The 25,856-nt window shown below is 63.5% G+C and carries 26 protein-coding genes; 9 read left to right on the top strand and 17 right to left on the bottom strand.

What is annotated here, in order from left to right; genetic code table 11:
• Positions 1-97: 97 nt before the first annotated feature.
• The 6 genes from A3AI_RS0120345 to hpaR all read right to left on the bottom strand — a co-directional run bounded on the left by A3AI_RS0120345 (position 98) and on the right by hpaR (position 6,683).
• Positions 98-1,183 (bottom strand): malate/lactate/ureidoglycolate dehydrogenase, encoded by a 1,086-nt coding sequence (locus A3AI_RS0120345; RefSeq protein WP_024517339.1) that lies wholly within the window; start codon positions 1,181-1,183, stop codon positions 98-100.
• A 15-nt stretch (positions 1,184-1,198) separates the two neighbouring features.
• Entirely contained in the window at positions 1,199-1,927 is a 729-nt protein-coding gene (locus A3AI_RS0120340; protein ID WP_024517338.1) for an ABC transporter ATP-binding protein, read from the bottom strand.
• Positions 1,927-3,708, bottom strand: coding sequence for a branched-chain amino acid ABC transporter ATP-binding protein/permease (locus tag A3AI_RS0120335; protein WP_024517337.1), 1,782 nt, complete (start codon positions 3,706-3,708; stop codon positions 1,927-1,929). Before A3AI_RS0120335 ends, A3AI_RS0120340 begins: the two co-directional genes overlap by 1 nt.
• A complete protein-coding gene (locus tag A3AI_RS0120330; protein ID WP_024517336.1) occupies positions 3,705-4,580 on the bottom strand; it encodes a branched-chain amino acid ABC transporter permease in 876 nt (291 codons plus the stop codon). Before A3AI_RS0120330 ends, A3AI_RS0120335 begins: the two co-directional genes overlap by 4 nt.
• A gap of 86 nt (positions 4,581-4,666) precedes the next feature.
• On the bottom strand, positions 4,667-5,815 hold the full coding sequence (locus tag A3AI_RS0120325; RefSeq protein WP_024517335.1) for an ABC transporter substrate-binding protein: 1,149 nt from the start codon (positions 5,813-5,815) through the stop codon (positions 4,667-4,669).
• Between the two features lie 343 nt (positions 5,816-6,158).
• A complete protein-coding gene (gene hpaR / locus A3AI_RS0120320) occupies positions 6,159-6,683 on the bottom strand; it encodes a homoprotocatechuate degradation operon regulator HpaR (protein ID WP_024517334.1) in 525 nt (174 codons plus the stop codon).
• A 122-nt stretch (positions 6,684-6,805) separates the two neighbouring features.
• Between hpaR and hpaH the strand changes: the two genes are divergently transcribed.
• From hpaH to A3AI_RS0120290, 6 genes are all read left to right on the top strand, one after another.
• On the top strand, positions 6,806-7,612 hold the full coding sequence (hpaH, locus tag A3AI_RS0120315; RefSeq protein ID WP_024517333.1) for a 2-oxo-hept-4-ene-1,7-dioate hydratase: 807 nt from the start codon (positions 6,806-6,808) through the stop codon (positions 7,610-7,612).
• A 31-nt stretch (positions 7,613-7,643) separates the two neighbouring features.
• Positions 7,644-8,042 (top strand): 5-carboxymethyl-2-hydroxymuconate Delta-isomerase, encoded by a 399-nt coding sequence (locus A3AI_RS0120310; protein WP_024517332.1) that lies wholly within the window; start codon positions 7,644-7,646, stop codon positions 8,040-8,042.
• Complete coding sequence (gene hpaE / locus A3AI_RS0120305; RefSeq protein WP_024517331.1) at positions 8,035-9,573, top strand: 5-carboxymethyl-2-hydroxymuconate semialdehyde dehydrogenase; 1,539 nt, start codon at positions 8,035-8,037, stop codon at positions 9,571-9,573. Before A3AI_RS0120310 ends, hpaE begins: the two co-directional genes overlap by 8 nt.
• A 107-nt stretch (positions 9,574-9,680) precedes the next feature.
• Positions 9,681-10,664, top strand: a complete 984-nt coding sequence (gene hpaD / locus A3AI_RS0120300; RefSeq protein WP_024517330.1) for a 3,4-dihydroxyphenylacetate 2,3-dioxygenase — start codon at positions 9,681-9,683, stop codon at positions 10,662-10,664.
• Positions 10,665-10,669: 5 nt separating this feature from the next.
• Entirely contained in the window at positions 10,670-11,542 is an 873-nt protein-coding gene (locus A3AI_RS0120295; protein ID WP_024517329.1) for a fumarylacetoacetate hydrolase family protein, read from the top strand.
• A 135-nt stretch (positions 11,543-11,677) separates the two neighbouring features.
• Complete coding sequence (locus A3AI_RS0120290; protein ID WP_024517328.1) at positions 11,678-13,303, top strand: thiamine pyrophosphate-dependent enzyme; 1,626 nt, start codon at positions 11,678-11,680, stop codon at positions 13,301-13,303.
• A gap of 27 nt (positions 13,304-13,330) precedes the next feature.
• Here the strand turns inward: A3AI_RS0120290 and alkB are convergent, their stop codons facing one another.
• The 11 genes from alkB to A3AI_RS0120235 form a co-directional block, all read right to left on the bottom strand.
• Positions 13,331-13,984 carry a DNA oxidative demethylase AlkB gene (gene alkB, locus A3AI_RS0120285; RefSeq protein ID WP_024517327.1) on the bottom strand — a complete coding sequence of 218 codons (654 nt, stop codon included), beginning with the start codon at positions 13,982-13,984 and terminating at the stop codon, positions 13,331-13,333.
• A complete protein-coding gene (locus tag A3AI_RS0120280) occupies positions 13,981-14,730 on the bottom strand; it encodes a 2OG-Fe(II) oxygenase (RefSeq protein WP_024517326.1) in 750 nt (249 codons plus the stop codon). The genes alkB and A3AI_RS0120280 overlap by 4 nt, the downstream gene beginning before the upstream one ends.
• A gap of 111 nt (positions 14,731-14,841) precedes the next feature.
• Positions 14,842-15,528: a DUF2848 domain-containing protein gene (locus tag A3AI_RS0120275; RefSeq protein WP_024517325.1), complete on the bottom strand. Its 687-nt coding sequence runs from the start codon at positions 15,526-15,528 to the stop codon at positions 14,842-14,844.
• Positions 15,521-16,870, bottom strand: a complete 1,350-nt coding sequence (locus A3AI_RS0120270) for an amidase (protein ID WP_024517324.1) — start codon at positions 16,868-16,870, stop codon at positions 15,521-15,523. Before A3AI_RS0120270 ends, A3AI_RS0120275 begins: the two co-directional genes overlap by 8 nt.
• Before the next feature lie 27 nt (positions 16,871-16,897).
• The gene (locus A3AI_RS0120265) at positions 16,898-17,212 is read right to left on the bottom strand and encodes an AtuA-related protein (RefSeq protein ID WP_024517323.1); all 315 of its coding nucleotides are present in this window, start codon (positions 17,210-17,212) and stop codon (positions 16,898-16,900) included.
• Positions 17,209-18,555 (bottom strand): acyclic terpene utilization AtuA family protein, encoded by a 1,347-nt coding sequence (locus tag A3AI_RS0120260; protein ID WP_024517322.1) that lies wholly within the window; start codon positions 18,553-18,555, stop codon positions 17,209-17,211. Before A3AI_RS0120260 ends, A3AI_RS0120265 begins: the two co-directional genes overlap by 4 nt.
• Complete coding sequence (locus A3AI_RS0120255; protein ID WP_024517321.1) at positions 18,555-19,274, bottom strand: ABC transporter ATP-binding protein; 720 nt, start codon at positions 19,272-19,274, stop codon at positions 18,555-18,557. Before A3AI_RS0120255 ends, A3AI_RS0120260 begins: the two co-directional genes overlap by 1 nt.
• Positions 19,264-19,995: an ABC transporter ATP-binding protein gene (locus A3AI_RS0120250; RefSeq protein ID WP_024517320.1), complete on the bottom strand. Its 732-nt coding sequence runs from the start codon at positions 19,993-19,995 to the stop codon at positions 19,264-19,266. Before A3AI_RS0120250 ends, A3AI_RS0120255 begins: the two co-directional genes overlap by 11 nt.
• Positions 19,985-20,905, bottom strand: a complete 921-nt coding sequence (locus A3AI_RS0120245) for a branched-chain amino acid ABC transporter permease (RefSeq protein WP_024517319.1) — start codon at positions 20,903-20,905, stop codon at positions 19,985-19,987. The genes A3AI_RS0120250 and A3AI_RS0120245 overlap by 11 nt, the downstream gene beginning before the upstream one ends.
• The gene (locus A3AI_RS0120240) at positions 20,898-21,824 is read right to left on the bottom strand and encodes a branched-chain amino acid ABC transporter permease (RefSeq protein WP_024517318.1); all 927 of its coding nucleotides are present in this window, start codon (positions 21,822-21,824) and stop codon (positions 20,898-20,900) included. The genes A3AI_RS0120245 and A3AI_RS0120240 overlap by 8 nt, the downstream gene beginning before the upstream one ends.
• 44 nt (positions 21,825-21,868) lie before the next feature.
• Entirely contained in the window at positions 21,869-23,116 is a 1,248-nt protein-coding gene (locus A3AI_RS0120235; protein ID WP_024517317.1) for an ABC transporter substrate-binding protein, read from the bottom strand.
• 105 nt (positions 23,117-23,221) lie between these two features.
• On the opposite strand from A3AI_RS0120235, the gene A3AI_RS0120230 reads away from it, so the two are divergent.
• The 3 genes from A3AI_RS0120230 (at position 23,222) to A3AI_RS0120220 (ending at position 25,815) form a co-directional block, all read left to right on the top strand.
• Positions 23,222-24,136: a LysR family transcriptional regulator gene (locus tag A3AI_RS0120230; protein ID WP_024517316.1), complete on the top strand. Its 915-nt coding sequence runs from the start codon at positions 23,222-23,224 to the stop codon at positions 24,134-24,136.
• A gap of 121 nt (positions 24,137-24,257) precedes the next feature.
• Positions 24,258-24,668: a Zn-ribbon domain-containing OB-fold protein gene (locus A3AI_RS0120225; RefSeq protein WP_024517315.1), complete on the top strand. Its 411-nt coding sequence runs from the start codon at positions 24,258-24,260 to the stop codon at positions 24,666-24,668.
• 4 nt (positions 24,669-24,672) lie between these two features.
• Positions 24,673-25,815, top strand: a complete 1,143-nt coding sequence (locus A3AI_RS0120220; protein WP_024517314.1) for a thiolase C-terminal domain-containing protein — start codon at positions 24,673-24,675, stop codon at positions 25,813-25,815.
• Positions 25,816-25,856 lie beyond the last annotated feature (41 nt).

Here is a 25,856-nt window from a genome sequence, read left to right as displayed (position 1 = left end):
ATCCGCCGTCATTGCGAGGAGCGAACCGACGAAGCAATCCAGAGTCTCGCGGGCGGTCCTGGATTGCTTCGCTGCGCTCGCAATGACGATGCCCTTATTAAGCCGTGGCCCGCTGGATGCTGACTTCGCTTACGCCCACCTCGCGCGCGGTGTTCACTATCGCCGCCCAGGTATCGTCAGGCAAGGGGATGCCGTTTTTGGTGCGCTCTGCGCGCGTCATGCGTTCGGGATCGCCGGGGATCAGAACCTGATCGACGCCGGCGACCGGTTTGGTCTCCCGGATGAAATTGCTGTAGCGGGCGATTTCACCGTCGAAGAAATTGGCGGGATCGACCACCTTGGGGTCGATGTAGAAGGCGAGCATGCCATTGGCGAATTGCCGGTTGGGCGCGGTCGCGCCGGTCCCGGTGAGCGCCCCGCCGAGCAGTTCGCAGATGAAGGCAAGGCCTGAGCCCTTGTGCTCGCCGAAAGCGCGGATCGCACCGGTTCCCTTGGTGTGGTCGCGCGGTCCGTCCGGTGTGTAGGGGCCATAGAGTACATGCGGATCTTCGCTCAAGGTACCGTCGGCGTCGATCAGCGCGCCCTTGGGCAGTTTCTTGCCGCCACGGCTCGCGACCAGGCACTTGCCTTCCGCGACAATCGAGGTCGCGAAGTCGAGCACGATCGGGTCCTGCCCCTCGCGCGGGATGCCGACGCAGTATGGCGCTGTCGACAGACGCTTCTCGACGCCGCCGAACGGCGCGACCAGCAGCGAGCCGGCAGCATTGACAAAATGCACCGAGACCAGACCTTCTGCTGCCGCCATCTCGGCCCAGTCGCCGACACGGCCGATATGGCCGGCGTTGCGGAGCGCCACAGCAGCGAGCCCCGCTTTCTTGCATTTCTCGATGCCGAGCTTCACCGCCACCGGCGTTACCGTCTGGCCATAGCCGAACTTGCCATCCACCACCGCAAGCGAGGGCGTATCGACCACGACCTCCGCGGTCTGGTTCGGCACGACATTGCCGGTCTTCTTCCAGCGGATATACACGGGAACGCGGATCACGCCATGGCTGTCATGGCCGGTGAGGTTGGCTGTCGTCAGGTAGGTCGCGATGCGGCGGGCCTCTTCGGCCGAGGACTCGGCGTGACCGAAGACATCAGCGACGAAATCGATGAGATTGTCCACCTTGATTGTGACCATCAGTCTTTCGTCCTCTCAGGCAGTGGCTTTGGCATGGCCGCCGAGATAGGCGGCGCGGATGGCTTCGTTGCCCCACAATTCATCAGGCTTGCCGCCGAGCACGATGCGGCCGGTTTCCAGCACATAGCCGAAATCGGCGACCGACAGTCCCATGCGCGCATTCTGCTCGACAAGCAAGACGGTGGTGGTCTGGCGGATCTGGGAAATGATGCGGAACACCGCCTGCACGATGACGGGCGCAAGTCCCAGCGACGGCTCGTCGAGCAGCAACAGGCGTGGCTTTGCCATCAGCCCGCGCGCGACCGCAACCATCTGCAGCTGCCCGCCGGATAGCGTCCAGCCCAGCGTGTTGGCAAAGGTGCGAATGTCCGGAAACAGGTCGAACATCGCGTCCGCCTCGCGCGAGATCTCCCGGCTCGAGACCCGGCGATTGGAGGCCCCCAACATGATATTCTCTTTCACCGTCAGGCCGGGAAACACCCGCCGCCCTTCCGGCACATGAGCGATGCCGAGCCGCACGATCGCCTCCGGCCCCTGCCCTGCAATCGATTTGCCGTCGAACAGGATGTCGCCTGAGGCCGGCTTCTCCAGCCCCGAGATCGCGCGCAGCGTGGTCGATTTGCCCGCGCCGTTGGCGCCCAGCAGCGTCACCACCTTGCCCTGCTCGACTTGAAGCGAGATGCCGCGCAGCGCTTCGATTTCACCGTAGCGGACCACGAGATCGCGGATTTCGAGCAGAGCCATTATTCGCTTCCGAGATAGGCCGAGACGACGTCGGGATGACGCAGCACGGCCACTGACTCGCCGTCCGCGATGCGGCGGCCGAAATTGAGCACGGTGATGTGTTGGGCGGCTTCCGAGACCAGCGTCATGTCGTGATCGATGATCAGGATGGTCAGCCCCTGCGCTGCGATGCGCTTCAAGAGCTCATGCAGCTCGAGCTTCTCGGTCGAGTTCAACCCGGCGGCGGGCTCGTCGAGCAGGAGCAGTGTCGGATTGCCGGCGAGTGCGCGGGCGATCTCGATCAGACGCTGGTGACCATAGGAGAAGCTCGTGATCACCTCGTTGGCGCGATGGCCGAGCCCGACGAAGGTCAAGGCCTCCATGGCGCGCTCGGTGAGCGATGCCGCGCCGCCCTGCCCGATCATCTTGTTGCCGGGCCGCTCGGCGCCGATCTCGACATTCTCGAGCGCAGTCATGGAGCGGAACAGGCGGATGTTCTGGAAGGTACGCCCCAGGCCGGCCGCGGTGCGCCGGTGCGGCGGCATGTTGGTGATGTCGGTACCGTCGAGCAGGATGACGCCGGACGTCGCCTTGTAGAGGCCGGATAGCACGTTCAGCGTCGTGGTCTTGCCGGAGCCGTTCGGCCCGATCAGCGCATGCACGCCGCCGCGCCTCACCGCGATATCGACACCATCGACCGCTTTCAGGCCGCCGAAATGTTTGGAGAGCCCGCGCACTTCGAGCACGATGTCGCCGCCGGTGGTGGCGGGCTTCAGCACCAGGGCCCGCTTCGCAGGCGGCGCCTGCGTCTTCGCCCGCCAGCGCTCGAAGGCGCCGGCGACAAAGCCCCAGATGCCGTCGGGCATGAAGCGGATGATCAGGATCACGAACAGGCCGTAAATCGCGAGATAAAGGCCGGGCACGCTCTTCAGAAAACGCAGCCATTCCGGGATCAGGATCAACAGCCCCGTGCCGATCGCCGAGCCGATTGGCGAGGCCACGCCGCCGAGCAGCGCCATGGTCAGGAACACGATGGAATCGGAGAAGGCGAACTGGTCGGGGCTGATATAGGCAAAGCCGCCCGCGAACAGCCCGCCCGCCAGACCGCCGAGCACAGCGCAAATGCCAAAGGCCGCGATCTTGGTGCGGAACACGTCGATGCCGTTGACGCCAGCCGCAAGCTCATTGTCACGCACCGCGCGCATGGCGCGGCCGAGCTTGGTGTCAGGCAAGTGCCAGACCAGATAGCCGACTATCGCGAGCACCGCGACGCAAAACGCGAGATAGCTTTGCGAATTGGAAAACAGCTGCGGACGGCCGATATTGGAGACGCCATCGGGCCCGTGCGTGAGCCAGATGGCGTTGATCATCACCAGCGTCACGATCTGCTGGAACGAGATCGTCACCATGGCAAGGTAGTGCCCGCCGAGCCGCAAGGTCGACATGCCGAGGAAAGCACCGGCGACGAGCGCCACGAGGCAACCTGCGACCAGGCACAGCCAGTAGCTCATATGCAGATCGGCCGTGCCGATCGCCATGGCATAGGCGCCGAAGCCGAAGAACGCGGCCTGCGCCAGATTGATCTGTCCGCACAGGCCGAGCACGACCGAGAGCCCGAATACGGCGATCGAGAAGGTCGTCGCCTGCATCAGGATGTTGAGGATGTAGCCGTCGAACCGCATGCCGGCGGCGAGCGCGACCAGCACGGCAGCAGCCATGAAATACGGCAGATGCCGCAGGATAAGCGGCTTGCTGCGGATGGCAGGCGCTTGAGCGGTCATGTTCTCGCTTCCCACGCTCATGCTTTTTCCGCCACGCGTTCGCCAAAGATGCCTTGCGGCCGGAAGATCAGGAACGCCACCAGCACCAGAAACGCAAAACCGTCCTTGTAGGGAACGGAGATATAGGCGGCGCCAAAGGTCTCTATGACGCCGAGCGCGAGCCCGCCGATGATGGCGCCCGCCACGTCGCCGAAACCGCCGATGATGGTCGCGGCAAACGCCTTCAGCGCAATCGTCGAGCCCATCTGGATCGAGACGAACAGCACCGGCGCCACCAGGATGCCGGCGAGCCCGCCAAGCACCGCGGAATAGATGAAGGTGATCATGATCATGGTGGAGACGGAGATGCCGAGCAGCGACGCCATCTCCTTATCCTGCGAAGTCGCCTGCAGCTTCTTGCCGAGCAGCGTATGCTCGAAGAACCAGTAGTTGAAGATGACGAGCGCGATCGTCACCGCGATGATCAGGAGATACTGGCTGTCAAGATAGACCGGGCCGAGCTGGATGCCAGGAGTCTCGAACCATCCCTGCAGCACCTGCGGCTGCGGGCCGTAGATCGCGAGCACGGAATTGGCGAGCAGGATCGAGGCACCGATGGTCGCGATGATCACTGGCAGAAAACTGCGGTGACGCAGCGGATAATAGACGCCGAGATTGAAGACGACACCCAAGAGCGCCATGCCGGCGAGCGCGATCAGGAACGACAGCCAATAGGGCCAGCCGAGATCGACCGCGAACACCACCATCAGGTACGCTGCCACCATCGAGAACTCGCCTTGCGCGAAGTTCACCACATTGGTGGCGCGGAAGATGAGGACGAAACCGAGTGCCACCAGGGCGTAGACGGCACCGATGCCGATCCCGGTGAACAGGAGTTGCAGGACAAGATCCATGAGGAGTCCGAGTTAGATCATCCGTTACTGTCGCCGGCGCAGTTGCGGCCTCCCCCGGGATAACAGGAGAGGCCGCAAAGCGGGACTTAGTCGGTGAACTCGATATGTTTGTCGAAGGCGATTGTGCCCTTGTCGTTCTTCACGATGTTGTAGCCGTGCAGGCCGTCACCGTTCTGGTCGAAATTATACTCGCCCTCGGCGCCTGGGAACTTCTTGGTAGCCAGAATCGCCTCCCGGATTTTTACCGGATCGGTAGAGCCGGCCTTGTTGATCGCAGCCGACAGCACGGTCACTGCGTCAAAGGTCCAGGAGCTCTGGTTATCGGGCGCGACCTTGACCAGGTCGCGATAGGCCTTGCCGAACGTCTTGGATGCATCGGACGAATCCTCCGCATAATCGGCGACGCCGAACGTGTTGTAGAGCGCCGGGCCCGCAAGCTTCAGCGCGGTGATGTTGACGATCGAGGGCGAGCCGACCCAGGGAATGTTGACGCCGAGCTGGCGCAGCTGGCGGGCGAATATGCCGAGGTCGTTCTCGAACGTGAAGTAGGAGCCGAGAATGTCGGCACCGGACTGCTTGATCGCGAGCACGACCGGCGTGAAGTCCTGGCTCTGGTTGGCATAGCCCTGATCGAGCACGGGCGCGCTGCCGAGCTTGGTGAGCGCCTCGGTCAGCGCCTTGCCGCCGGCGGTGCCGAAGGCGTCGGTCGAGTGCAGCACCGCCCACTTCTTCTTGCCGAGCGTGTTCACGCCATATTCGGCGATGACGCGACCCGAATAGCTGTCGTTCGGGCGGAAGCGGAATAGCCACTGATTGCCCATGTGTGTCAGATTGGGATCGGTGCCGCCGATCATCACGGGCTTGCCGAGCTTGAGCACGTCGGGCGCCATCGCGTGCACCTGCGTGGAACGGATCGAGCCGAGGAACGCGACGATGTCGGATTGCGCGGCGAGCTTGGAGAAGGCCAGCACGATGCCGGGATTGGTGGTCTGATCGTCCTCGATCACGAGCTCGGCCTGCTTGCCCAGAATACCGCCGGCCTTGTTGACGGCCTCGAGCGCGAGCTTGGCGCCCTGAATGGCATACCGGCCGGATTCCGCCGCTGGTCCCGTCACCGGCGCGCACATGCCGAGTTTGATCGTGGCGGCGCCTTCCGCTCGCGCACTTCCGATGATGGCGGGGGCAGCAATCCCGGCAGCGAGGCCGGCCGCGAAATCGCGTCTTGTCAGTCTCATTCATTCCTCCCTGGGGCCGGGCTTCCTTGTCGGCCCTTCTTGGTCTTGGCGATCACGCACGATCTTCGAAAACCGAACAGCTGTTTAAGGACTCTCGCGTGCGGAGTAAATTGATATCGCTGCGATTTCGACTAAAGGGCGATGATCCTCATGGCCCTTTAGTTTTCTGATTGGGTACTATCTTATCGGAAAAACCGCTGCACTCTTTTCCGGATCATGCTCTAACTGCTCTGGATCATGCTCTAACTGCGCAGAAGGCCATAGGCAGGCCATTTCGATGCTCAAAGCCTGTGCAAAAATTACAGCTATGCGCCCCACCGCAGATCATCATGCAAATTTGCATCTACTCGTCTGACGGCTCGACATCATCGACGCCGAGGCCTGCGAGGCTCGCCTCCAGTGCGCCAAGCATGTCCTGTAATTCGAGAAGTTTGCGGGCGCCGTAGCGCCTGGTGATCGCGGCGTAGATGACTTCCGACGAGGGCGCGACCATTTCCATCAATTTCAATCCTTTCTCCGAGATCGACACCATGCCTCGGCGCTGATCGCTCTCCGCCGTTCTCCGCTCGATCAGCCGGCGCGCCTCGAGATCGCGCAGGATGCGCGAGAGACTGGGGCCGAGCAGAAAGGCGGTACGCGCGAGCTCGGTGACCTCGCTTTCCTCGACAGCTGCGAGCGCGCGCAAAATGCGCCATTGCTGCTCGGTCAGACCATGCTGGCGCAGCGAGGGCCGGAACTGCCGCATCACGGCTTCGCGCGCGCGGAGCAGCGCCATCGGCAGCGAGCGCGAGAATTCGCGCATCGGCAGATGATGCACCGACTGTCCTCCATCTTTCCCGCCCGATCGACTGGACAATTTCTTCGGCATCGGCGTTCCGATCATTCCAAAAGTTTGCGTTGCAACATGCCGCAATCGGGTTTGCGCGGACAAACTTAACATGTTAAATACTTGTCCGCATCCCTTTTTGCCGAGCAAGCATCGCCCTGTCCATGGCCCTATCGAGCAACGACATAAAGAGCGCGGCCGAGCGCCTGCACCAGGCGGAGAAGTCGCACACGCAGATCCGGCAATTGTCGCAGGAATTTCCTGCCATCACGATTGCGGACGCCTATGCAATCCAGACGGCGTGGATCGAGATCAAATGCGCCGAGGGCCGGGTCGTGAAGGGCCACAAGATCGGCCTGACTTCGAAAGCGATGCAGAGCGCGCTCAACATCGACGAGCCGGATTCCGGTGTACTGCTCGACGACATGTTCTTTGCCGATGGCGGGCTGGTGCCGACCGAACGCTTCATCGCCACCCGCGTCGAAGCGGAGCTCGCCTTCATCATGGGCAAGCGGCTTGAAGGGCCCAATTGCACGCTGTTCGACGTGCTCAACGCCACCGAGTTCGTGGTGCCGGCGCTGGAAATTCTGGATACGCGGATCCAGCGCGTCGATCCCGAAACGAACGCGACACGAAAGATCTTCGACACCATCGCCGACAATGCAGCGAACGCCGGCATCGTGCTCGGCGGCCGGCCCCTACGACCGCTCGATGCCGATCTGCGCTGGATCGGCGCACTCTGCTACCGCAACGGCCAGTTGGAAGAAACAGGCCTCGCCGCCGGCGTGCTCAATCATCCCGCGACCGCGGTCGCCTGGCTTGCCAACAAGATCGCACCTCTGGGACTGGCGCTGGAGCCGGGCCAGGTCGTGCTCGCGGGATCCTTCATCCGCCCGATCGAGACCCGCAAGGGCGACACGATCCAGGCCGATTATGGTCCATACGGAACCGTAAGCTGCTACTTCGCTTAAAGCCTCAAACGTGGAGTGGAGTGATCTCGCCATGCCGCATTTCACGATCGAATATTCCGCCAATCTCGATGGGCGCCTCGACATGGGCAAAGTCGTCGAGGTCGTGCGCAATGCCGCCGTCGAGACCGGCATCTTCCCGCTCGGCGGCATCCGCGTCCGCGCGATCCGATGCGAGCATTATGCCATCGCCGATAGCCGGGGCGACTATGGCTTTCTCGACATGGTGCTGCGGCTCGGCGAGGGCCGCGACCTCGCAACCCGCAAGACCGCCGGCGAGCATATTTTCCGCGCGTTGTCCCAGCATCTCGATCCGGTGTTCTCTGCAAGCAAGCTCGCATTGTCGTTCGATATGCAGATCAACGACAAGGAGACGAGCTGGAAGCGCAACAACATTCACGAAGCTCTGAAAGCGGAGGCCGTCCATGGATAAGGCAACGCCCAAAGCCGATCTGTTCAAGGCCAATCTCGACCGCGCCGCTCCCCTGCTCGCGAAACTGAAAGACGACGGCATCGGGCACATGATCGACGGCCAGACTGTACCGTCGATCTCCGGGGCGACTTTCGAGACCCGATCGCCGGTCGACGGCTCGGTTCTCGCCAAGGTCGCGCGCGGCAATGCGGAGGATATCGATCGCGCCGCGACCATTGCCGCTGAAGCGTTCCCAGCCTGGCGCGACATGGCCGCGACCATGCGGCGCAAGCTGCTGCATCGCGTGGCGGATGCGATCGAGGCCCGAGCCGACGACATCGCGGTGCTCGAATGCATCGACACCGGGCAGGCCCATCGCTTCATGGCCAAGGCTGCGATCCGGGCCGCCGAAAACTTCCGCTTCTTTGCCGACAAATGTACTGACGCCCGCGACGGTCTCAATACGCCGAGCGAGGAGCACTGGAACATTTCGACGCGGGTGCCGATCGGCCCTGTCGGCGTGATAACGCCCTGGAACACGCCGTTCATGCTCTCGACCTGGAAGATTGCGCCGGCGCTCGCGGCGGGCTGCACCGTCGTGCACAAGCCGGCCGAATGGTCGCCGGTGACGGCCGATCTCTTGGCGCAAATCGTCAAGGAAGCCGGCGTTCCCGACGGCGTGCTCAACACCGTACACGGCTTCGGCGAGGAGGCGGGCAAGGCGCTGACCGAGCATCCCGCCATCAAGGCGATCGGCTTTGTCGGCGAGAGCGCAACGGGCTCGGCCATCATGGCGCAGGGCGCGCCGACCTTGAAGCGGGTGCATTTCGAGCTCGGCGGCAAGAACCCGGTGATCGTGTTCGACGACGCCAACCTCGACCGCGCGCTAGATGCGGTCGTATTCATGATCTACTCGCTCAATGGCGAGCGCTGCACCTCCTCCTCGCGGCTGCTGATCCAGCAGAGCATTGCCGAGCCCTTCATCGAAAAGCTCACCGCGCGGGTGAAGGCGCTCAAGGTCGGCCATCCGCTCGATCCCGCCACCGAGATCGGGCCACTCATCCATGAGCGGCATCTGGCAAAGGTCTGCTCCTATTTCGACGTGGCGCGGCAGGACGGCGCCGTGATCGCGGTCGGCGGCAAGACCCATGACGGTCCCGGCGGCGGCCATTATGTGCAGCCGACGCTGGTGACCGCCGCGAACGCCAAGATGCGCGTGGCGCAGGAGGAGGTGTTCGGACCATTCCTGACCGTGATCCCGTTCGGCGACGAGAAGGACGCAATCGCGATTGCCAATGATGTGAAATACGGCCTCACCGGCTATGTCTGGACCAACGACATGGGTCGGGCGCTACGGGTGGCCGACGCGCTCGAGGCCGGCATGATCTGGCTCAACTCCGAGAACGTCCGCCATTTGCCGACGCCGTTCGGCGGCATGAAAGCGAGCGGCATCGGCCGCGACGGCGGCGACTACTCGTTCGATTTCTACATGGAAACCAAGCATGTCTCGCTCGCGCGGGGCACGCACAAAATTCAGAGACTGGGAATTTAACAAACACTGTAGTTCCGGGGCGCGCCAGAGCGCGAACCCGTAACCTCGAGATTCCGGGTCTGGTGCTAATGCACCATCCCGGAATGACGGAAGAGAGGGGAAACACCATGCCCGTGCCGCAACACGTCTTCGATCCGCCCTTCAACATCATCCGTGCAAGCCACGCGGTGCTCGACGTGACTGACCTGAAGCTCAGCCGCGAATTCTACGAGACCACGGTCGGGCTGCATGTCGAGGACGCCGACGACAACGCCGTTTACCTGCGCGCGGCGGAGGAGCACCAGCACCACTCGCTGGTGTTGCGGAAGGCCGCCGCTCCCGCCTGCAACCAGCTCGGCTTCAAGGTCGGCAATGAGAAGGACCTCGACAAGGCCGCTAGCTTCTTTAAGGAGAACGGCATCGCCTGTGCCTTCGCGGATCAGCCGTTCCAGGGCCGCACGCTGCAGCTCACTGATCCCTTCGGCTACCAGATCGAGCTCTATGCGACCATGGAGAAGCGGCCACATCTGCTCCGCCGTTTCGATCTCTACAAGGGCTGCCATCCGCAGCGGCTGGATCATTTCAACGTGTTCGCGGCCGAGCTGCAGGACACCGTGAACTTCTACGCCCGGCTCGGCTTTCGCCTCACCGAATATGCCGAGGAGGACGGCGCAAACGGCCGCATGGCCGCGGCCTGGATGCATCGCAAGGGTAATGTGCATGATTTCGCGCTGACCAACGGCAAGGGACCGCGGCTGCATCATTTCGCCTATTGGGTGCCCACCGCGATGAATGTCATCCATCTCTGCGATGTCATGGCCTCCAGCGGCTACCTGAAGAACATCGAGCGCGGCCCGGGCCGTCACGGCATCTCCAATGCCTTCTTCCTCTATGTCCGCGATCCCGACGGCCATCGGCTCGAACTCTACACCTGCGACTACTTTACGATGGACCACGACCACGAGCCGCTGCGCTGGTCGCTGAAGGACCCGCGCCGTCAGACCTTGTGGGGCGCACCCGCCCCGCGCTCCTGGTTCGAGCAGGGCTCGCCGTTTACGGGGCAGAAGGTGCGCGAGCCGGCGTTTGTCGCTGATGTGACGATTGCGGATTGATGCCGATGATCTCCCCTCGCCTCGTGACCTATGCAATCGACGGCGCGACGCGCTACGGCGCCGTCGTTGACGACGGCATCGTTGATCTCTCGACGCGTTTCGGGAAAGACTATCCGACGCTTCGCGAAGTGATCGCCGCTGATGCCCTCTCCAAACTTGCAGACGACGCCGCGCGGCGTTCGCCCGATCACGCGCTCGACGCCATCACCTGGCTGCCGCCGATCCCCGCACCGGAAAAGATCATCTGCATCGGCGTCAACTATCCCGACCGCAACGCCGAATACAAGGACGGTCAGGACGCGCCGAAATATCCCTCCATGTTCATGCGCACGCCGCGCTCCTTCGTCGGTCACGACGCGCCGCTGGTGCGCCCGCACGCCTCGCCGCAACTCGATTACGAAGGCGAGGTCGTACTGGTGATCGGCAAGCCGGGCCGGCACATCAAGGAGAGCGCCGCGCTCGATCACATCGGCGCTCTCACGCTCTGCAACGAAGGCAGCGTTCGCGACTGGCTGCGCCACGCAAAGTTCAACGTCACGCAGGGCAAAAATTTCGACGCGAGCGGCAGCCTCGGTCCGTGGATCGTACCCTACAGCAACGAAGCGCAAATCGCCGATATTCGCCTGACCACCCGCGTCAATGGCGAGTTGCGGCAGGACGACCGCACCAGCCGGCTGATCTTTCCGTTCCGCTATCTGATCAGCTACATCTCGACCTTCACCACGCTGGTCCCAGGCGACATCATCGTCACGGGCACGCCGACCGGCGCCGGCGCGCGCTTCGATCCGCCGCGCTACTTGAAGCCCGGCGATGTCGTCGAGGTCGAAGCCGAAGGCATCGGCCTGTTGCACAACGGCGTGATCGACGAAGCCGCCTAAAGCGCGATGAGATTTGGTTGAATCGTCATCGCGCTTTAGGTCTTTGATTGAGCATGATCTTTTCGGAAAACCGCTGCACACTTTTCCGGATCATGCTCTAGAAGCAAACCTGCAAAGATCGACTGGAATCTCCCAATGACGACAATGACCGGTGGCGAAGCGATCGTGAGCGGCCTTGTGGCCCACGGCGTTGACACAGTGTTTGGCCTGCCCGGCGCGCAGGTGTACGGGCTGTTCGACGCCTTCCACCAGGCGCAGCTCAAGGTGATCGGCGCGCGGCACGAGCAGGCCTGCGGCTACATGGCTTATGGCTACGCGCGATCGAGCGGCAGGCCCGGTGTCTTCAGCGTGGTGCCGGGTCCGGGCGTGCTCAATGCTGGCGCGGCCATGCTGACCGCCTTCGGCTCCAACGAGCCGGTGCTGTGCCTGACCGGCCAGGTGCCGACGCAGTTCCTGGGCAAGGGCCGCGGCCATCTGCATGAAATGCCGGACCAGCTTGCGACCCTGCGCACCTTCGTGAAATGGGCCGAGCGCATCGAATATCCTGATGTCGCACCCACCATGGTCGCGCGCGCCTTCCAGGAGATGCTGTCGGGACGCCGCGGCCCCGCCGCGCTGGAAATGCCCTGGGATGTCTTCACCCAGCGCGCAGCGGCCGGCCCGGCGGAGGTGTTCGATCCCTTCCCTGCTCCGCTGCCCGATCCTGATCGCATCAAGGATGCGGCTGCGCTGATCGCCGCCAGCAAGCGGCCGATGATCTTCGTCGGCAGCGGCGCGATCGACGCGCGCGAGGAGATCCTCGAATTGGCCGAGCTGATCGACGCGCCTGTTGTCGCGTTCCGCAGCGGCCGCGGCATCGTCTCCAATGCGCATGAGCTGGGACTGACCATGGCCGCCGCCTACAGGCTTTGGCCGAAGACCGACCTGATGATCGGCATCGGCACGCGGCTGGAGCTGCCGACCATGTCGCGCTGGCCGTACCGGCCAGACGGGCTGAAGTCGGTGCGCATCGACATCGATCCGGTCGAGATGCGCCGCTTCACGTCCGATGTCGCCGTGATCTCGGATGCCAAGGCGGCTACGGCCGAATTGCTCGCGGCGGTTCGGAAGGCAGGCTACCGCAAGGCCAGCGGCCGGCGCACCGAGATCACTGATGCGACCGCAGCGGCGCAGAAGGAAATCCAGCAGGTTCAGCCGCAGATGGCCTATCTGAACATCCTGCGCGAGGTGCTGCCGCACAATGCCATCGTCACCGATGAGCTGTCGCAGGTCGGCTTCGCTTCCTGGTACGGCTTCCCGATCTACGAGCCGCGCACGTTCATCACCTCGGGTTATCAGGGCACGCTCGGCTCGGGCTTCCCGACCGCGCTCGGCGCCAAGATCGCCAATCCCGACAAGCCGGTGGTTGCGATCACCGGCGATGGCGGCTTCATGTTCGCCGTGCAGGAGCTTGCGACCGCCGTGCAGTTCAATATCGGCGTGGTAACCCTGGTGTTCAACAACAACGCCTATGGCAATGTGCGGCGCGACCAGCGCCAGCGCTTTGACGGCCGCGTGGTGGCCTCGGACCTCGTCAATCCGGATTTCGTCAAGCTTGCGGAATCCTTCGGCGTCCAAGGCGCGCGCGTCACCTCGCCCGATCATTTCCGCCCGGCGCTGGAGAAAGCGCTCGCGCATGGCGGGCCTTCCCTGATCGCCATCGAGGTGCCCCGCGATTCGGAAGTGACGCCCTGGACGTTCATCCATCCGGCCAAGCCGTAAACCTCCGTCGCCGCGATAGCGAAAACTTCAGCGCGCCTTGCGAAAGGTCAGGTTGATACGCTTGCGGCCCAGCGCCGCATGGTCGCCGTCGGCGAGCGGCGCCACGCCGTGGAAGAACAGGCGCGACGGCCCGCCCCAGACCACGACATCGCCATGCTGCAACCGATAGCGCAGCGGCTTGTCGGCGCGCTTTGGGCCGCCAAACAGGAAGATCGCAGGCAAGCCGAGCGAGACCGAGACGATCGGAGCGGAAAAATCGCGCTCGTCGCGGTCTTGATGCAGCGACATCCGCGCGCCGGGCTCGTAGCGGTTGATCAGGCAGGCATCCGGCACGAAGCCACCAAAGCCCGCGCGCGTGGCCGCCTGTCGCGCCAGCAGGAGAAAGACATCCGGCATGGCGGGCCAGGCTTGCCCGGTTTGCGGATCAGTCGCGTCATAGCGGTAGCCGCTGCGGTCGGTGATCCAGCCGACAGCGCCGCAATTGGTCATGGCCACAGACATCTGGTGGCCGCCCGGCGTCTGCATGTGGCGGAACGGGGACTGTTCGATCGCCGCGTGCAGTGCCGGCAGCAGATCATGCTCGAACGGGCGCACAAAGCCGCGCAAGAGGATCGCGCCCTCCGCGATTGCCTGCTCCGCGGGTCCGACATCGGCCGTGCCGTCGAACAAATCCGCAGTCATTTGGCGTCGTGAAAGATGATGCCGACGGTGTGGCGCCGTCCCACGCGCAGACGGCTGACGCCATGGCGCAGGTTGACCCGATAGGTGCCGCGCGTCCCCTGCACCGGCCGATGATGCACGGCAAATGCCACCGCATCGCCCTGCGCGAGCGCCACCACCTCGGCGCGCGACTGCATGCGCGGCCGCTGCTCGGTGAGGACAAACTCGCCGCCCTCGAAATCGTTGCCGGGCGCCGACAAGAGGATCGCGACCTGAAGCGGGAAAACGTGCTCGCCATAGAGATCCTGATGCAGGCAGTTGTAGTCGCCGGCTTCATATTGCAGCAGCAGCGGAGTGGGACGCGTCTGGCCGGCATCGTGGCAGCGTTTCAGGAACGCGTCGTGCTGCGCCGGATAACGGATGTCGATCCCCATCGCCTCGTTCCAACGATTGGCGACGCCCTGGAGCCGCGCATAGAGCGCGGGCCGCAACTGCGCAATCAGATCTGGCAAAGGATAGCAGAAGTACTTGTACTCGCCGCGGCCGAAGCCGTGGCGGCCCATCACGACGCGGCTGCGGAATCGAGCATCATCGGGATAGAGCGCGGCCAGTGCGCGGCATTCATCGGGCGTGAGCAACTGCTTGAGCACCGCGCAGCCCTGTGCGTCGAGGTCGGTTTCAACCTGCGGCCAGGCAAGCGCATCGACCCGGGCGGAGATGTCCAGCGACGGAAGCGGCTGCTGGATTTTCTTGGCATGTGCGATCATGCGCCCAGTCTCGCAGATCGCGGCAGGCCGGACCACCCGATTTCCGAGGGAGCCTGTTCCCTTGCCGTCATGGGCGGCGGGCTTGACCCGGTCACGATGGAGCGCAGAGAGTTACCCCCGCACCGGCAGCGAGATCACATCGTAAGCGTGGCTGATCTTGCGCTTGAGCACCGGGTCTTCCAGCTCGAACTCGAAGCGGTCGGCGGGACGAATGCCGCCTTTGGCGGCGAAGGTGCCGCCGAACATGGCGCAGCCGTCGGGCAGTTTGCCGCCATCAAAACCGCGCTTGATCAGCTCGGCAACCGACAGCATCGCGTCCAGCGTGCCCTCCTGGTAGAGCTCGCGCTTGCTCCCGGTTACGGCGTAGGAGCGCAGGATCAGCCGGTCCCAATGGGCGGCGACGTCCTCAAGTTCCCACAGGACCGACGCGATCGGCTTGTCGCACATCTGCTTGGAGACGGTGACGTTGTAGCTCTCAACCTTGCGATCAGTGTGGTCGGAGCCAAGGCCGACGAAGACGCGGCCCTGCCAGCCGATCAGGATGAACTCGACCTCGCCGCTGGAATCATTGCCGCAGGCTTCGATCGAGTCCTCCTGGGTCAGCCGCCGTGCCGAAGCGCGGTAATAGATCGGCGTCGTCGCGGGACGCGCGATCCCGAGCGCCTCGAGCTCGGCGATATGCTTGTCGCGCGCGACCGGATCGCGGCCGGTCCAGCCCGCGATCACCAGCTGTTCGATCGCAAGCGTCAGCGGAACAGGCCCGCTCTGGGCTTCGATAGTGAAGGTCAGGTCAAACACGGATCACAGGCTCCATAGCGGCCGCAAGTTCGAAAATGCGTCGGTCGGCGCCGCCTGGTGCCGCCAGCATGAGGCCGACCGGCACCTCGCCCTCGCGGTGCGCGGGCAGCGAGATCGCGCAACCGTCGATCAGATTGATCAGCGAGCAGTTGCGCAGGGACCGCGTGTTCGCCGTGGTGAAGGCCTTGTCGTCGGCGAGATCGGCGATGCGCGGTGGGGTGTTGGCCGTGGTCGGCAGCACCAGCGCATCATACGGTGCAAGCCGCGCATTGACGCGCGCGATCAGCGAGCGGCGGGCCTGGATCAGGTCGATGTAATCGGCCGCGCTCATCGTCTCGCCGCGCAGGATGCGTGCCGAAACGCGTGGATCATAGACGTCGCCTTTGGAGGTCAGGAGATAGCGATGCCAGGCATAGCTCTCGGCCGCAGCGAAGCCACCCGTGCTGTTCATGGTGATGCTGTCCAGGAATTCCGGGACCTCGATATGCTCGATCTCCGCGCCGAGCTTGGAAAGCCTGGTCAAGGCGCGGTCGAACGTCTGCGCCACGGCGTCATCGAGCTCGTCGAGCACGATGGTGGTCGGCACCGCGAGCCGCACGCCCTTGATCGGCCGCGGCCGCAAAGCCGTGACCGGCTCGTCCGCGAGCACCGCATCGAGGATGGCACAGCAGCTCACGCTGCGCGCCAGCGGCCCGTAGCTGTCGAGCGAGAACGACAGCGGCACGCCGCCGTCGAGCGGAATGCGCCGCTGCGTCGGCTTGTAGCCGACGATGCCGTTATAAGCCGCTGGAATTCGGCAAGAACCGCCGGTGTCAGTGCCGAGCGCGCCATGCGCCATACCATCGACCACCGAGACTGCAGCGCCAGAGGACGAGCCGCCGGGAATGTGTCCCTCGCCGCGCTTCCAGGCGCCCTTGGGCGTCCCATAGTGCGGATTGATGCCAATGCCGGAGAAGGCAAACTCGGTCATGTTGGTTCGGCCGATGACGATGAAGCCGGCCTGGCGCAGCCGCGCCACCACGGGGGCATCGGCCTCCGCAGGCGCTGAATCCTCCAGCGCGCGCGAGCCCGCGCGACTCACCTGTCCCTTGATGTCGAACAGGTCCTTGATAGAGACCGGGATGCCGGCAAAGCGCGAGGGCGCTGCCTTGGCCCGGCGCAGCGCATCCATGGCGTCAGCCGCATCGAGGGCGGCATCCTTGTCGACATGGATGAAGGTGCGCTGCCCCTCGCCTTTGGGATCAGCGATCCTGGCAATGCATTCCTCGACCAGCTTGCGGGCCGAGGTGCGGCCGGCTTCGAGATCGTCGGCAAGCGAGGCAATGGTTGGAAGCTGTGTCATGAACACCTCGCCCTTTCAGTATCAACTCTAATCCGCAGGCGCCTCGATCTCGAGATCCAGCAGCGCTGAGGAGAGCGACTTGCCATGCGCGTCCAGCGCCAGCGACCGCGTCACCCCGCCGCCCAGGGTCTCCGTCATCACGAAATTCAACGCACCTATCCTTGGCAGCTCATAGCGCACCACACTGCCTTCGACAACGCCGGCAAAATGGGCCCTGACCCGCTCCGCCGTCACTTGCGCAACCAGCAGCGGGTAGTCTTTGGCCTCATAGGCGATCACGGAGATATTGGAGGTATTCCCTTTGTCACCGGTGCGGGAATGGGCAATCTCGCGCAGCTTCATGGCTCAGCCCCGACAAAACGCACTTGCGGCGCAGCCTGTTCGCGCGGCAGCAGCACCGAGGCCACCGCCACCACCTCGCGCGCCGATTTCCAGGCCCCGCCGCCGCCGGCAGGACCGTTGGTGTAGAGCGTCTCCACCTCGTTGCCGATCCTGATGGCTTCACGCATATTTTCTGTGCGGCCGCTGACGCGGACGCGCACTTCATAGGGCTCATTGGCTTGCGCCGAGACCTGCGGCCCGTGCAGGGAGTCGACGCCGATCAGGTCGAAACGCAATTCGCTTGCGGCAACACCAGTCAACTTGAGGCGTTCCCGGACAATGTCGAGTGCCAGGCGCCCCCGCGCCAGCGCACCGGGGCCAGCGTAGGAAATCTGCCCCTCGCCAATAAAACTGTCGACATAGCCGACCGAGACTTTCAGCGTATCGGTCCGCGCTGTGCCGCGCCCGCCCGTGATCCGCACGCGGTCCGGTGCGATCTCCTCGATCTCGACTTCCGAGAAATCCGCTGTTACGTCGGGCTGCAGATAGCGCTTGGGGTCATGCACCTCGTAGAGCAGCTGCTCCTTGCAGGTTTGTGCGGTCACCGCCCCGCCCGAGCCGGAAACCTTGGTGACGACGAGCGAACCGTCCTCGCCGACCTCACCGATTGGAAAGCCGAGCCGTGCGAGACCCGCGACATCCTTGTAGCCGGGATCGGCAAAATAACCGCCAGTAATCTGGCCGGCGCATTCCAGCAGATGCCCGGCGACCGTACCCTTGCCCAGGAGATTCCAGTCGTCCATGGCCCAGCCGAAGGCATGGATCATCGGCGCCAGGAACAGCGCGGGATCGGAGGCGCGGCCAGTGATCACGACATCGGCGCCCGCGGACAGCGCCTCGGCCATCGGCTCCGCGCCGAGATAGGCGTTGGCCGAAACGATGCGGTTACCGAGCTGCTTCATGCTGCCCGGAAATTCCAGGACCGGCAGGTCGCCCTGCTTGCAGGCATCGAGCACGTCGTCGCCGACGATGGCCGCGATCTTCAGTGACGGCAGACCGTGCGCGCGGGCAATCTCAGCGGTTTTCCTCGCCGCGGCCACCGGATTGGCCGCGCCCATATTGGTGATAATCTTGATGCCCTTCTTGGCGCAGAGCGGCAGCACCGCGCTCATGCGCTCTTCCAAGAGCGGATCGTGACCGGTGTCGGGGTTCTTCAGGCGCGCCTGCTGCGCAAGTGCCACGGTGCGTTCGCCGAGACATTCGAACACGAGATAATCGATGTCGCCCTTTTCGGCGAGCTCGACTGCCGGCTCGATCCGGTCGCCGGAATAACCGGCGCCGGACCCTATCCTGATGGTGCGCATCACGTCAGCCCGAAATAGGCGCGATGCAGGTCCTCATTGCCGCTCATCTCGGCAACCGTGCCGGAAAAGCGGATATGGCCGCCCTCCAACACGAACACCCGCGTCGCGACTTCCAGAAAACTGATATTTTGTTCCGCGATCAACAGCGCAAGCCCGCGGCCCTGCAGGCTGCTGAGCACACGGATCACTTCCTTGACGAACAACGGTGACAGGCCCGCCGACGGCTCGTCCATCACCAGAAGCTTCGGCTCGGCCGATAGCGCCTTGGCGACGCCGAGCATCTTGCGCTGGCCGCCCGACAGGCTCGAGGCGAGCTGGCGGCGCTTTTCGCGCAGCACCGGAAACAGCTGGTAGAGCTCGTCCATGCGCCCGTTGGGGTTGGCATGGCCGAGCGCCTGCGCTCCGATACGGATGTTCTCCTCGATGGTGAGATCGGGAAAGACCGCGAGCTCCGACATGTAGGTCATGCCGCGGCGCATGCGGTCGCTGGAACGCATCCGCGTGATGTCCTCGCCGCCGAGCCTGATGATGCCGCTGCGCGCCTGCACGAGGCCGACCAGCGATTTCAAAAAGGTCGTCTTGCCGGCGCCGTTGGCGCCGAGCAGCAGCACGGTCTCGCCGGGACGCACGTCGAGATCGACCCCCCACAGCACCTGCATGGTGCCGTAGCCCGCCTCGACGCCCTTGGCGTCCAACAACGAGCTGGGTTCAGGCGGCATGCTCGCCTCCCAGGAACACCTCGATTACCTGGGGCTCCTTCACCGCCGCGGCAAGCTTGCCCTCGAAGATTTCCTTGCCGGCATTGAGCACGATGACGCGGTCGGTGATGTGCTCGATAAAGCCCATGAGATGCTCGACCACGATGATTGCAACGCCGCTTGCGGCCAGCGCCTTGATGTGGCCGGCGATCCAGTCGAGCTCGGCTGGATTGAGACCGGCCGCGAGTTCGTCGAGCAGCAACAGCCGCGGGCGGGTGGCGAGCGCTCGCGTCAGATCCAGCATCTTCTGCTGGGCGCTATTGAGCTCGGAGGCCGGGCGCTCCGCGAACTCGGCAAGACGATATTGCTCAAGCAGCTCATTGATAGCGGGCGGCGCAACCATCGCACGGCCGTAAGACAGCGCGACCTTGATGTTCTCGCGCACGGTGAGCGACATGAACGGCTTCGGCACCTGGAAGGTACGATTGATGCCGCGATGCACCAGCCGGTGCGAGGCGATGCCACCGATTTGTTGGCCATCGAACGCCACTTCGCCGCCATCGGGCGCGTAGAGGCCGGAGATGACGTTGATCGCCGTGGTCTTGCCGGAGCCGTTGGGGCCGACGAGGCCCAGAATCTCGCCGGGAGCGACATGGAAGCTCAGGCCATCGAGCGCATAGAAGCCGCCAAAGCGCTTGACGAGCTTGCTGACATTGAGAATGGGTTTTGCTTCAGGGGACATGCCATCCCCTCCGCGTCGCCAGCGAGACCAGCCCCGCCGGCAGGAACAGCACCAGCCCCATGATCAGAAGGCCGTAGATCAGCTGGAAGTATTGCGGCGTGGTGAAGCCGATCACGTTATAGATGCCATAGAGGATGATCACGCCGACGATGGGCCCGGTGATGGTGGCAACCCCGCCGAACAGCGCGAACACGATGGCGAAGATACTGAAATCACCCGAAAACACGTTGTCGGGATAGAACACCGAGACGTACCAGGCATAGATGCCGCCGGCGAGACCGGCGACCAGCGCGGACGCCAACCAGGCGATGACACGCATCTTCACAACGCTGACGCCCGACATTGCGGCCGAGACCGAATCCTCGCGCACCGCCTGCAGCGCAAGCCCGAAGCTCGAGTTTTTCAGGTAGACCACACCCGCCAGTGTCAGCGCGAGCACGACAAGTGCCGCGATATAGGCCGAGTTCGGATTGAAGGTGCCGGTCAGCGACACGCCATAGGGCCCCTTGGTGATGCTCTCCAGCGCCGGATTGGCGACGAGATGCAGCACGGCCAGCGACGCCGCGAGATTGGCGATCGCGAAATAGGCACCCGACAGTCGTAACAGCGGCGTCAGCAGCAGACCGAGTGCGACGCCGACAAGGCCTGCGACCACCACGGCGACCACGGCGGGCGCCTGCAGATGCATCACCATGATGGCAAAGCCGTAGGCACCGGCGCCGAAGAAGCCGACATAGCCGAACGGCAGATAGCCGGTGAAGCCGTAGATGATGTTCACGCCCTGCGCGAGGATCAGGAAGATCACGAAGTTGAACAGCAGCAGATGGTTCTGATAGACGCCGGGCAGCACCGCCAGCACGACGACCAGCGGCGCCATAATGAACAGCAGATGGCGGAGAGCGCTAGGCAACGCGCACCTGCCTTCCGAGCAGCCCGCTCGGACGCAGCAACAGGATCAGGATCAACAATACATAAGGCAAGAGATCGGCCCAGGACGAGAGATAGGTCTGCACCAGCATGTAGCAGACGCCATAGACGACACCGCCGAGCGCGGTACCGAGCGGGTTGCCGAGCGAGCCCAGCACCACGATGGCAAAAGAGGTGACGGTGGCATCGGCGCCGAAGGCCGGCGTCACCGATCCGAACATGAAGGGGGCGAATACGCCCGCTACCGCCGCAAGGCCGAGGCCGACGCCGAAAGCAGCGGCCGAAACGCGGTCGACATCGATGCCGGTCGCAAGCGCCTCGTCACGCCGCGACATCACTGCGCGCGTCAAGGTGCCGAGGCGGGTGCGGTAGAGATAGAGATAGACAAGCCCGATCGCGATCAGGCTCGTGCCGGCAGCGATCACCCAGGGTGCCGGGAAACTCTGGCCGAAAATCTGGATCGGCCCGCCCCTGCCCGGCTTGCCGCCGAACCATTTGACCTGGATGGTCGTGAACACGGTGCCGAGCAGGCGGCTCTGGATCGAACGCTCGCTGGTGCCGGCGAAGATAGTGGTAATGGCCTCGATCACCTGCGACAGGCCGAAGAACAGGATGATCGAGAGCATCTCGGGGTTCACCGAGCCCTGCAGCCGCGGCACCAGCACCCAATAGAGCAAGAGCCCAACGATCAAGAACACGATGAAGGCGAGCGGCACCGCAAACAGGGGATCAATGCCGGCAAGCGTCACCACCCCGAGCGCGATGAAGGCGCCGAGCATCAGGATGTCGCCATGCGCAAGGTTGACGATGCGCATGACGCCGAACACGAGATTGAGGCCGATACCGACCAGGCTGAAATAAAGCCCGAACAGGACGCCGGCGACGAGCGCGTAGGTCAACATTTAGCGCAGCGCCCCCGGTGTCAGCCTGATCGCCCCTATCAGCCTCATGGTGCCGGATAGACCGGCTTGCCGGTCGCGGTCTCGTGCGGATAGATCGAGACGAATTTGACGTGGCCGTGGTCGTCGAGGGTGAGCTGACCGAGCGGCGTCAATTCGCCGATCTGGCCGCCCATCTCGTCCAGCGCGAAGGTGCCGTCGAGGGTCTTGAGCTGGCCCGATAGGCTGAACACCGCTTTCCGCAGTTCCATCTGGTCGAGAGATGTCGCAACCGACAGCGTCTTCTCGATCACGAGCGCCGTGGTGTAGCCCGCGACAGCATTGAAGCCGAACTCGATCTTTCCGCCGGGATAAGCCTTGTCCCAGGCCGCCTTGTAGTCCTTCATGGGCATGCCAAAATTGACGGGATATTCCAGCTCGGACGGCGGCACATAGGTCCAGATGTGCTCGAGTCCCTTGGCGCCGATGTTCTTTTCCAGGAGTTCGGTCTCAAGGCCGGCATAGATCGAGAACAGCATCTTGAAATTGACGCCGACGTCCTGGACGTTGCGCAGGAAGGCGATGTCGTTCGGCGCATAGCCGAAGTGGATCACCGCGTCCGGGTTGGCGTTGTTGATGTTGTTGATGATGACCGTGTAGTTGGTGGTCTCGGTCGGCACGCCCTGGTCATAGACGATCTCGATCGGCGCGCCGGAATCCTTCACGAATTTGCGGAACGCGTTGGCTTGCGTTCCCGTGAACTCGTTGGTCGCGTAGAGAATCGCAATCTTCTTGATGCCGAGCGCCGGGCCGTCATGAGTGATGAAGTCGGCGACGGGCTTGGGCCAGACGGTGGAGACCGGGTCCGCCATCAGGGCGATGTACGGATTATCCTTGGAGAAGAAGCTCGCGCCAGTGCCGGTCTGGTCGAACAGGAACACCTTGTGGTCACGCGCGATCGCAACGGCCGGCGCGGTCAAGACGGAGCCGGAATCGGCGACAAGCAGGTCGACCTTGTCCTGGGTGATGAGCTGGTTATAGAGCGTCGACGCGGTTGCGGTGTTGCTCTGGTCGTCATAGGAGATGAGCTTCACGGGAAGCTTCTTGTCGAAGGCCTTCACATAGACGCCGCCCTCGGCGTTCTTCTGGTCGGCCCACAGTTTCAGCGCGCTGTACACCGGCATCGAGATCGAGGCGTAGCGGCCCGAGGAGGCGTAGAGCGTCCCGATCTTGATTTCGGAGGGTACGTCCGCCGCAAATGCGGGCGCCGCGAGCGTCGCGGTCAATGCCAGCGCGGCCAAGCTTTTCTTGATCATAGCGTTTCCTCAAGCCTTGTTGTCGCGGTCCTTTTGACGCGTCCGGGCGGACAAATCAACTATACGAGGATTGAAATAATTCAATCTCAGCCATACGATTTGGCTATGGATATCAGCCTGCGGCAAATGCGCTCGTTCGTCGCCGTCGCCAAGCTCGGAAGCTTCACACGCGCCGCAGAGTTCCTGCATGTCTCCCAGCCGACGCTCACCGTGCAGATCAGGCGGCTGGAGGACGCGCTGCAGCTGAAGCTTTTCGACCGCAATCCGCGCGCGGTCAACCTGACGCGGGTGGGCCGCGATCTACTACCTTCGTTTGAGCGCACGCTGCAGGATCTCGATTCCGTGCTGCTTGACGTCAAGAACGTCTCGACCGCGCAACTTGGCGTGGTCAGGATCGCAGCGTTGCCGTCGTTTGCGGCGAGCATCCTGCCGGATGCCATATTGCAGTTCAGAACCAAGAACCCCGGCGCATCCTTTGCAGTGAAGGACGTGATCGCAAGCGCGCTGCTCGGACTGGTGCGCTCCGACGAGGTCGATCTTGGCTTGACCGGCGGCAATGTCGACTTTCCGGACATCGAGGTGCTGTTTCGCGCCAGCGACGAGATCAGGGTGATTTTTCCGCAAGGACATCCGATCGAAAAGTTCTCGCGCCTCACTGCCGAGCGCCTGGCGCAGTATCCGATCGTCATGCTGGACAGCCGCACCAGCGTGCGGGCGGTAACGGACCATGCTTTCCGCAGCGCGAAGCTGATGCCGACGCCGGTAACGGAAGCCACACAGATGATGACGGCACTCGGCATGGTGCGCGCCGGGATCGGCATTACGCTGCTGCCGGCGTCCGCGCGCGAAATCGCCGCCGAACCCACCTTGCGCACGCGACGGATCAGCGATCCGAATTTCTCCCGGCAGGTCTCGCTGATCAAGAAAAGGAACCGCACGCTGCCGCCCTTGAGCAAGGCCTTTGCCGATCATCTGTCGCGCCAGCAGGTGAGCTTCCTGAAACGGGATGATGCGTCCTGAAGAACATTTTGCGCGCGGTGGAATACGCTAGCCGCGCACGCGTATGTCTGCTTCGCCGTTGACGGGTGATGGCCGTTGGCGCATCAAGATTGCCAATCAAGCCGATGGAGGAAATGCCGACATGGCCGAGGCAGCGCGTGCACGACCCAAACCGACCCCCGAGACCCAGCACTTCTGGGACGGCACCAAAGCGGGCGAGCTGCGCCTGCAGCGCTGCGACGAGTGCGCCAAGAGTTATTTCCCACCGCGGCCGTTCTGTCCTGGCTGCGGCTCGCGCAAGGTGTCGGTGTTCAAGGCCAGCGGCAAAGGCAAGCTCTACAGCTACGTCATTCATCATCGCCCGGCGCCCGGCTTCACCCCGCCCTATTCCATAGCGGTGGTCGAGCTCGACGAAGGTCCGCGCATGATGAGCAACATCGTCGACTGCCCGCAGACACCGGACGCGCTCGAACTCGACATGCCCCTGGAGATCAAGTTCGAGAAGCTCGACGAGCAGATCACCCTTCCTCTCTTCCGTCCGGCGAAGGGGTAAGGCCATGCGCAGAAACCAGGTTGCCATTGTCGGCGCGGCCGAAACTACCGAGCTCGGTGTCATCCCCAACATGTCGCAGATCCAGCTGCATGCGGATGCGGCGCTGAACGCGATCAAGGATGCGGGACTCAAGCTTTCAGACATCGACGGCTTCGCCACCGCGGTCGAGACGCCGCAGCAGATCTGTCATTATCTCGGCATCACGCCGACCTGGGTCGACGGCACCTCGGTCGGCGGCTGCTCCTTCATGTTGCATGTCCGCCATGCCGCGGCCGCGATCGAGGCCGGCCTGTGCAAGACGGTGCTGATCACGCATGCCGAGAGCGGCAAGTCGAACATCGGCCGCACGCCGCGCATGATCGGCGCGGACAGCCTGAACGGCCAGTTCGAATTGCCCTATGGCGTTACCACGCCCGCCAGCATGTTTCCGATTCCGGTGCTGCGCTTCATGAAGACCCACGGCATCACCCATGAGCAGCTTGCCATGGTCGCGGTGGTGCAGCGCGAGTGGGCGGGCAAAAACCCGCGCGCCACCATGAAGGAGCCGATCACGGTCGCCGACGTCCTGAACTCCAGGATGATCGCCTATCCGTTGCGCCTGTTCCAATGCTGCCTCGTCACCGATGGTGGTGGCGCGTTGATCTTGACCTCCGCCGATCGCGCCAAGGATTTTCCGCAGAAGCCGGTCTACATCCTCGGCACCGGCGAGAGCGTGGAAACGCCGATGGTCAGCCAGATGGAGACGTTCAATTCCTCCCGCGCCTTCAAGGTCGCGGGACCGTTGGCCTTCCGCGAAGCCGGCATCACCCACAAGGATGTCGATCATCTCATGATCTACGACGCCTTCGCGCATCTGCCGCTCTATGGCCTCGGCGATCTCGGCTTCATGCCCTACCAGGAGACCGGCAAGTTCATCGCTGACGGCAACACCCGGCCCGGCGGCAAGCTGCCGCTCAACACCAATGGCGGCGGCCTGTCCTACATGCACTCCGGCATGTACGGCATGTACGCGCTGCAGGAGAGCGTGCGGCAGATGCGCGGCATTGCGCCTGCGCAGGTACCCGACGCCAAGATCTCGGTGTGTCACGGCGTCGGCGGCATGTTCGCGGCATCGGGCACGATCATTTTCACGAATGAGAAAAGCTAACCCTAGTCATTGCGGGGCGGTGCGAAGCACCGAACTACGGT

The organism is Bradyrhizobium sp. Tv2a-2 (assembly GCF_000472425.1).
Classification (GTDB): domain Bacteria; phylum Pseudomonadota; class Alphaproteobacteria; order Rhizobiales; family Xanthobacteraceae; genus Bradyrhizobium.
The sequence above is the reverse complement of the archived record's forward strand: the minus strand, read 5'-3'. Positions and strand labels throughout refer to the sequence as shown.